This window comes from Deinococcus marmoris, from assembly GCF_001949125.1.
GTDB classification, from domain to species: Bacteria; Deinococcota; Deinococci; order Deinococcales; family Deinococcaceae; genus Deinococcus; species Deinococcus marmoris_A.
The window spans coordinates 1-6,879 of the sequence record NZ_MSTI01000032.1; the positions used below are offsets into that span (position 1 = coordinate 1).

Sequence of the window (6,879 nt, forward strand, 5' to 3'; positions counted from 1 at the left end):
GGGCGCTGATGGGGCTGCTGTCGCCATCGGTCCTGCAACGTCTGGAAAGCGTGCTGGCGCATTACCCGGCAGAGCCGACGGGTACTCCAGGTGGCGTGATTGAAAAAGCGGCTGAGCGCCGAGGGGGATTTGACGGTGGCCCGTTCCGGCAGAGGTCTACCGGAACCATCAAGCAACAGGTCAAGGAAGACCTCGAAGGATTCCCGGTGTTGCTTGCGAGAAAAGCAAGGCAGAATGTCAGAATAAAGCCGTCTGGAGCGCGATTCTTTTGGGTACACACCTCACTATGGGGCCGAAAGTGCGTTCCAGACATCCTTTTGCAAAACTGCAAGATGTCAGTCAAGCTGGCTCAGGGGGTACAAAACCGCTTCTACGCGGCGCGGTTTTCAGGTGGGGCCGCCACGCTGTACGTGCTGGCGGCTCCCAGCACCGCCGCCCTGAAACAATGGCAAGCGGATTATGTGGCGCTGCTTGATTCCGGCGCGGCTCCGGCGGCATCCACTGCGGCGGCGGGCGGCTCCCTCCTGGGCAAGAAGGCCAGCCTGCCCGAGATCAAGCCGACGAACGCTGCGCAATTTCTGGCGGCAGGGGGCGATCCGAAAAGCCAGATCATCCCCGACGAATTTCACTGCTATCAGGAAAAGAAAGGGAGCGGCCTGACCCCGGAACTCGCGCTGCAAATCCTGCCCGGTGGTAAGTACCGCACGCCTTACGGTTCAGGCAGCGTGGCGGTGAAGAAGGACAGCAGTCTAATCAAGCTGGACTGGAAGGGTGGCCCGCTGGACGGGGCGGACGGCTATCTCAATTTCGGTGATGACGGCCAGAAACTGAGCCTGAGCAACGTGGGCGAGGACATGCTGGAAGGCGAGTTGGACTTCGAGTGCTACCAACGCGGCCCACGCGAGAACCTGGCGCTGCTGGACTTCAAGCTCAAGACGCCCGCCGTCGCCAAGTACGCCTGCGCCCTCAAAGACGGCGGGAAAAGCAGTGGCACGCTGGAGATTCTGGCGGGCGGGCAGTACCGCCTGAACGGGCAGGCTGGGCGCTACACAACGGATTTCAGGAGTGATCAGAACCAGAACTGGAGCGATCTGGAGTTTACGGGCGGTGCATTGGATGAAGCTATCGGCAGCTACCGCGAGAGCAAGGAAGGGGTGCGTGAGGTCAGCATCTATCGTCCTGGCCTGAGCTGTAGAACGGTGGTCGAACCCACGCCGATTCCGCGCTACGGCACGGCCAAGGCTCCTATGCCGCCAAAAGGCAGTGGCGGCCTGAGTGGCGCGTACGTCCACTGGTATGCCGACCCACTGGCGGCGATGGGGTACGGCGGCTGCGGTGGACTGTGCTGGGACGTGCGAATCTTCAACAAGTCCGGCTACGTGTTCACCGATGAACCGGAGATCAGCCTGGATGAGGCCGACTGCAGCCGAACCCATCCGAACGGGTTGCCGATCTGCGAGGTGTACACGGTGAAGGACGGCAGAATCACCATCGGCAAGGAGAAACCTGAATCCTTCAAAAAAGTGGGCAATGCGCTGGAAATCGACGGCGACAGCTACCAGCCGCTGGTCAAGCTTGAGGGTGTGAAGTTGAGCGGCCCTTACGAAGCCAAGTCGTTTGTCGGCGGAGGGGCGGGCAGTACCGTCAGCGGCGCGTTCCAGAACACGCTGAATTTTCTGCCTGGTGGCAAGTTCAGCCGGGAGCGGAGCGGCGGCGTCAGCACCACGTTCACGGACACGGGCACGCCTTCCGGGACCGTCACTGGGGGCTTCACCTCTACCAATCAAAGCGCCAGCAGCGGCACGTATAGCATCAAGAGCTATACGCTGACCCTGACGTATGGGGATGGCCACAAAGAGCAGCTGTTTGCCTTCGGGCTGCCAGACAAGAACGGCAAGCCCAGGCTGGATTTGCTGCGGCTGGGAGGAGCCTCGTACACCGTCCCGGACAAATAGCAGGGTGAACCCAACACTGCGTGCGTAACAATCAGACTCCCTCTCCACCCACCGCTTTGTTCACGAGCGCGACAATTCTGGCCTCGTACTCGGGGGTCAATGCCGTGAGCGCGAAGGCGGTCGGCCACATCGCCCCATCGTCAAGGCTCGCCAAGTCGTTGAAGCCGAGCGTCGCGTACCGCGCGCCAAACTTGTGGGCGCTCTGGAAGAAGCAGACGACTTTGCCGTCCTTGTTCGCGTATGCGGGCATGCCGTACCAGGTTTTCGGCAGGAGGGCGGGCGCGCTGGCGGTCATGATCGCGTGGAGCCGCTCGCCCAGGACGCGGTCCGGTTCTGGCATCGCGGTGAGGGCCGCCAGCACATCGCGTTCCCCGTCCGCACGGTTTTTGCTGGCCCACGCTTCTGTCTTCAGCTCTCTGGCGCGTGCCTTCATTGCGGCGCGCTCCTCGTCAGTGAAACCCTTCGGCACCTTCTCCTTTGCGGTCATGCTGTTTCCTCCAATCCGTGGGGGCCGTCACCCGCCATCAGTGTGGCGTGCCGGCTCCCTTGCAGTCTCCGTCGGCCTCGTTACCCGTCTTTGACGCGCTGATAGTCCATGGTGAAGTCGGGCTGCCACGTCACGCCGTTGTCAGGCGACCTCTCCCCGGTGGACGTCATGACGTCTGGACTGCGGAAGCGGGCAATAAAGCGTTGTGAGAAGTCCGCGTCCAGACGGATCATCGACCATCCGGCGTCGTTGACCTCAAACTCGAAGACCCGGATGATCCCACGGACATCAAAGTAGTGGTACCGATCCTCTGAGAGCAGCGCCAGAGCATCCGGGAAGTCCGGGTGGTCATACGTCCAGTACTGCAAGACGAACGCCCCGTCCAGGACCCGTTCGTACCGCTGCCGCCCAGCGACGGGCACGGAGTGGGCCGAGTGATGCATCGTGAATTCCCAGGTGCCAAGCAGCCGGTCAAGTGCGCTCATCCTTACTCCTCTTGTTGCTGACGGTTCGTCTCCGCCAGACGGCTTAGCGCCGCTCCTGGATGCGAATCAGGTTGCCTGCCGGGTCGCGGAAGGCGCAGTCGCGGACGCCGTAAGGCTGCTCGGTCGGCTCCTGCACGACCTCCGCGTCGCTGGCTTGCAGCCGGTCAAAGACGCCGTCGAGATCCGTGGTCGCCAGAATGAGGGTGGCATAGGTGCCCTTCGCCATCATCTCGGTGATGGTGCGGCGCTCGTCCTCGGTCACGCCGGGGACGGCAGCGGGCGGATGAAGGACGATCGATGTGCCAGGCTGGCCTGGAGGGCAGACCGTGATCCAGTGCAGGTCGCCGTACTCAACGTCATTGTGGACCTCGAAGCCCAGGGTGTCGCGGTAGAAGGCCAACGAGGAGGCCGGGTTGGTATGCGGCAGGAAGGTTTGGTGAATGGTGAGGTCCATGGGGGTCACTTTAATCTCGGTTCGGTGGCCGGCGCTTCTCGATTCCTGATCGGCCGGGTCACTTGCCTAGCGATGCATGGCGGCATCTCTGCTGTCTCACCCGCCGCAGCACGCCGGTAAACCCTGGGCGACACCCCGAGCAGTTCGGTGAAGCGGGTGGTGAAGGTGCCCAGCGACGAGCAGCCAACCTCGAAACAGATCTCGGTGACGCTGAGCTGCCCGAGACGCAGCAGCGCCATGGCGCGTTCGATGCGCCGCGTCATCAGATAACTGTACGGGGACTCGCCGTAAGCCAGCCGAAACTGCCGGCTGAGATGCCCCGCTGACATGTTCACGCCGTCAGCCAGCGCCTCGACATTGAGCGGCTGCGCGTACTCCCGGTCGATCCGGTCCCGCACACGGCGCAGCCGCGTGAGATCGCGCAGGTGCGCCGGCGCGGCAGGTCTGGGGGTCATGGGCATGAGCGTACTCCACCGCGCTGGAGTTGCCCAGCGGCTTGGTGTGGATCGCTTCAGAAGTATTTCGGGATACTGTGGCAGGACACGCTAGGCTCAGCCATGCGAGCGTGGCCGGCGGGGCCAACCCTCCAGCGGTTGTGGCTGGCCAGTACAAGCGGCAATCTCGGGGACGGCATTAGCAAAACGGCGCTCCCGTTGCTCGACGCTTCCATCTCCCGCGATCCCATCGTCGTTGCCAGTGTCGCCGCCGTTGCCTCCCTGCCCGGCCTGGTGTTCACGCTGCCCTTCGGTGCCCTGATCAACGGGTTTGACCGCTGCACCCTGCTGATCGTTGCGCACACGGCCCGGGGGTTGCTGCTCGGCCTGCTCGCTTTCGTCCTCGGCACGGCGGAAACGCTCGCGTACGGCACCGCCGAGACTCTGGTGCCGTCGCTCGTCGACAGCGCGCATCTGGAGGACGCCAACTGCGCGCTCTACGCTACGAGCGTGACGGGCAACGAGTTCATCGGTCCGCCGCTCGGGGATCAGCTGTTTGCCGCCGTTCCTGGCCTGCCATTTCTGGTGAATGCCGTGAGTTTTCTCGGGAGTACGGCGCTGATCCTGGCCCTGCCCCGCCAACCGGCGCGCCGTGCCGCGCGCATGGTGGCGTGACGTGGTGGGCGGCTTGAAATGGCTATGGTCACGCCCTCCGCTGCGTGCTGTGGCGGTGCTGATGGCCCTGACGACGATGCTGGACCTGGACGCCGCTATATTCGCGCTGTTCGTCCTGTTCGCGACGGCCCTCCCAGGCGTCGATGCCGTGGGCTATGGCCTGCTGCTCACGGCGGGTGCCGTCGGGCACATTTTCGGCAGCCTGCTATCGGCGTCGGTCTCGCAGCGCTTTGGAGCGGGGCGGATCGTGCTCGACTCCGTGTTCGTCCTGGGGATTGTGTACCTGGGCCTCAGCCTCTTTCACGCGCCACTACTCTTGGGGACACTGCTGGTCTTGGACGGTTTTAATTTGGGCCTCTCGGGGGTGGGCAAGGTGTCGCTGCGTCAAGCCATGGTGCCGCCGGACCTGCGCGGGTGGGTGGGGCTTACCGTTTCGTGGTCTCCTGCACCGCCCCACTCGGCACAGTGTTGGGCGGGGTGGTGGGGACAGCCCCTGGGCCTGCGCGAGACCTTTGCGGTGGCGGGTGGGCTGGCCCTGGTGGTCGCCCGGCAGTTCGTGGGCAGGATCAATAACGGAGCCGTGGTTCGCGCTGGGCACCAGATACGTGGACCGTCACGTCTGTCGTAGCTTTCCAGCTCTTGACCACAAAAGGCGTCCACCGCATTCTGACTTCCGGTAAATGGATTTGCTGGAAAGGCAGCGCCGGGCAGCCCATAACGATCGGGCTGAACGGCAGGGTGCGTTAGCGCTACCTCGCGGCCTGGCCCCGCTGCGTCAGAGCCTTCTGCGCATACAGACGCCGGTCCGCGAGCCGCAACAACTCCTCGACATCGCCCGCTTCCTCAGGAAAACGCGCCGTCCCCGTGGCCCCACGGATGCGCTCGCCACCGACGTTGACCAGGTCACCGAGCAGTCCTGTGGCCAGGGTCGACTCAGGCCGGTCCGCACCTGACCACAGGAGACCAAATTCGTCGCCGCCCAGCCGGAAGGCCGTCCCTTCACCCTGCGTGGCCTGCGTCAGGCAAGCCGCCACCCGCTGCAACAATGCGTCTCCGGCGGGATGGCCGTACCGGTCATTCACCTGCTTGAAGTTGTCGAGATCCAGGAGCTGGAGGACAAACGGCTGACCATCACCGACGAGTCGGTGCAGTTGCAGGTCAAAGGCGCGGCGGTTGCCCAAGCCCGTCAGGCCGTCATGGTAGGCCAGACGCTCCAATTCACGCTGCGCAGCGTGGGCCTCCGAATAATCCTCCTGAACGCCCACAAAATATTGCAACCTGCCGTCCACGAACATCGGCTGCACCCGCAGCCGGTACCACAACGGCTTTCCGTCCTTGCGGTAGTTCAGCACGACCCGTTCAAACGGCTCGCCTCGGTCCAGGGCCGCACGCATGAACGCGATGTCCGCCGGGTCCGTCTCTGCACCTTGCAGAAGGGCGCAGGTGCGTCCCCGGACCTCCTCCAGACGGTAGCCCGTGACCCGGCTGAAAGCCTCATTGACATACACGATGCGCCGGCGGGCGTCGGTCACCAGCAGACCGACATCCGCGGTGTCCAGCACCTGCCACACCAGGGCATGCTCCAGGGGCCGACTGGCCACGGTGTCTGATTCAGCGAGCTGAATCATGACGGGCCCCAGAAGCGGGCGGCCTGGGGCAGGAGGCCGGCCACTTCTGGGGCTGGCCGACCCAAAAAATAGCCCTGCGCGTAGTCAGCGCCCAGGGTCATCATCAGGGTCAACTCGCCCTGCGTCTCAATGCCCTCGGCGACGACCCGGATGCCCAGGTCATGGGCGTACCCGATCAGCGCGCTGACCAGGGGGACCCGGCGGTCATTCTCATGCAGGCCGCTGATCAGCGCCCGGTCCAGCTTGACGATGTCTGGCCGGAGTTCCGTCAGGTAGCTCAGGCTGGTGTGTCCGGCCCCCAGGTCATCCAGGGCCACCTGTGCGCCTTCCTGTTGGTAGCGCTCCAGAATGGAGCGCAGCAATCCCAGGTCCGGGAAGGTCTCGCTCTCGGTCACCTCAAAGACCAGCCGCGAGAAGTCGGCCTCCACCTCCCGGCAGGCGGCAAACGTCGTCTGAAGGCAGATGTCCGGGTTGTAGACCACGCCTGGAGCGAAGTTGATAAAGAGTTGCTGGTCCGCGCCGAGTTGCGGGTAGACCTGGCGGATGGCCGTCTTGCGGGCATGGGCGTCGAAGGCGCGGGCCTGTCCATGGGCCGCCGCCGCTTTCAGGAGGGGCCAGGCACCGATCAGTGGGCCGTGCTGCTGCGCGCGGACCAGGGCTTCATAGCCGTACACTTCGCCCGTACCCAGATGAACCACCGGTTGCAGATGAAACTTCAGGTGATCGCTGATGGTGGCGAACCAGGGCGTGGCCAGGCGCTG

General features: G+C 64.1%; 9 protein-coding genes. 3 read left to right on the top strand and 6 right to left on the bottom strand.

The genetic code is table 11. From position 1 onward, the window contains the following. Window positions 1-332 precede the first annotated feature (332 nt). Window positions 333-1,955, top strand: coding sequence for a hypothetical protein (locus BOO71_RS04740; protein ID WP_175607364.1), 1,623 nt, complete (start codon window positions 333-335; stop codon window positions 1,953-1,955). Between the two features lie 31 nt (window positions 1,956-1,986). Here the strand turns inward: BOO71_RS04740 and BOO71_RS04745 are convergent, their stop codons facing one another. The 4 genes from BOO71_RS04745 to BOO71_RS04760 all read right to left on the bottom strand — a co-directional run bounded on the left by BOO71_RS04745 (window position 1,987) and on the right by BOO71_RS04760 (window position 3,836). After that, window positions 1,987-2,442 carry an iron chaperone gene (locus tag BOO71_RS04745; protein ID WP_075830823.1) on the bottom strand — a complete coding sequence of 152 codons (456 nt, stop codon included), beginning with the start codon at window positions 2,440-2,442 and terminating at the stop codon, window positions 1,987-1,989. An 80-nt stretch (window positions 2,443-2,522) separates the two neighbouring features. Then, on the bottom strand, window positions 2,523-2,927 hold the full coding sequence (locus BOO71_RS04750; RefSeq protein WP_075830824.1) for a hypothetical protein: 405 nt from the start codon (window positions 2,925-2,927) through the stop codon (window positions 2,523-2,525). Between the two features lie 43 nt (window positions 2,928-2,970). Then, window positions 2,971-3,381, bottom strand: coding sequence for a VOC family protein (locus BOO71_RS04755; protein WP_075830828.1), 411 nt, complete (start codon window positions 3,379-3,381; stop codon window positions 2,971-2,973). Window positions 3,382-3,386: 5 nt separating this feature from the next. Then, on the bottom strand, window positions 3,387-3,836 hold the full coding sequence (locus BOO71_RS04760; RefSeq protein ID WP_075830829.1) for a helix-turn-helix transcriptional regulator: 450 nt from the start codon (window positions 3,834-3,836) through the stop codon (window positions 3,387-3,389). A 102-nt stretch (window positions 3,837-3,938) separates the two neighbouring features. On the opposite strand from BOO71_RS04760, the gene BOO71_RS04765 reads away from it, so the two are divergent. Continuing rightward, a complete protein-coding gene (locus tag BOO71_RS04765) occupies window positions 3,939-4,490 on the top strand; it encodes an MFS transporter (RefSeq protein ID WP_083652997.1) in 552 nt (183 codons plus the stop codon). Between the two features lie 49 nt (window positions 4,491-4,539). Then, entirely contained in the window at window positions 4,540-5,118 is a 579-nt protein-coding gene (locus BOO71_RS04770; RefSeq protein ID WP_139322751.1) for an MFS transporter, read from the top strand. A 121-nt stretch (window positions 5,119-5,239) separates the two neighbouring features. Here BOO71_RS04770 and BOO71_RS04775 read toward each other — a convergent pair whose 3' ends face one another. Further along, a complete protein-coding gene (locus BOO71_RS04775; protein WP_075830827.1) occupies window positions 5,240-6,118 on the bottom strand; it encodes a diguanylate cyclase domain-containing protein in 879 nt (292 codons plus the stop codon). Further along, window positions 6,115-6,879, bottom strand: a 765-nt coding sequence (locus tag BOO71_RS04780; RefSeq protein WP_254843020.1) for an EAL domain-containing protein, incomplete at its 5' end; no start/stop codon positions are given. The genes BOO71_RS04775 and BOO71_RS04780, both read right to left, overlap by 4 nt.

What these genes read in the sequence shown, in the direction of transcription:
- BOO71_RS04740 (WP_175607364.1), top strand. Translation starts at nt 333, where the DNA reads ATGTCAGTCAAGCTGGCTCAGGGGGTACAAAACCGCTTCTACGCGGCG.
- BOO71_RS04745 (WP_075830823.1), bottom strand. Translation starts at nt 2,442, where the DNA reads ATGACCGCAAAGGAGAAGGTGCCGAAGGGTTTCACTGACGAGGAGCGC.
- BOO71_RS04750 (WP_075830824.1), bottom strand. Translation starts at nt 2,927, where the DNA reads ATGAGCGCACTTGACCGGCTGCTTGGCACCTGGGAATTCACGATGCAT.
- BOO71_RS04755 (WP_075830828.1), bottom strand. Translation starts at nt 3,381, where the DNA reads ATGGACCTCACCATTCACCAAACCTTCCTGCCGCATACCAACCCGGCC.
- BOO71_RS04760 (WP_075830829.1), bottom strand. Translation starts at nt 3,836, where the DNA reads ATGACCCCCAGACCTGCCGCGCCGGCGCACCTGCGCGATCTCACGCGG.
- BOO71_RS04765 (WP_083652997.1), top strand. Translation starts at nt 3,939, where the DNA reads ATGCGAGCGTGGCCGGCGGGGCCAACCCTCCAGCGGTTGTGGCTGGCC.
- BOO71_RS04775 (WP_075830827.1), bottom strand. Translation starts at nt 6,118, where the DNA reads ATGATTCAGCTCGCTGAATCAGACACCGTGGCCAGTCGGCCCCTGGAG.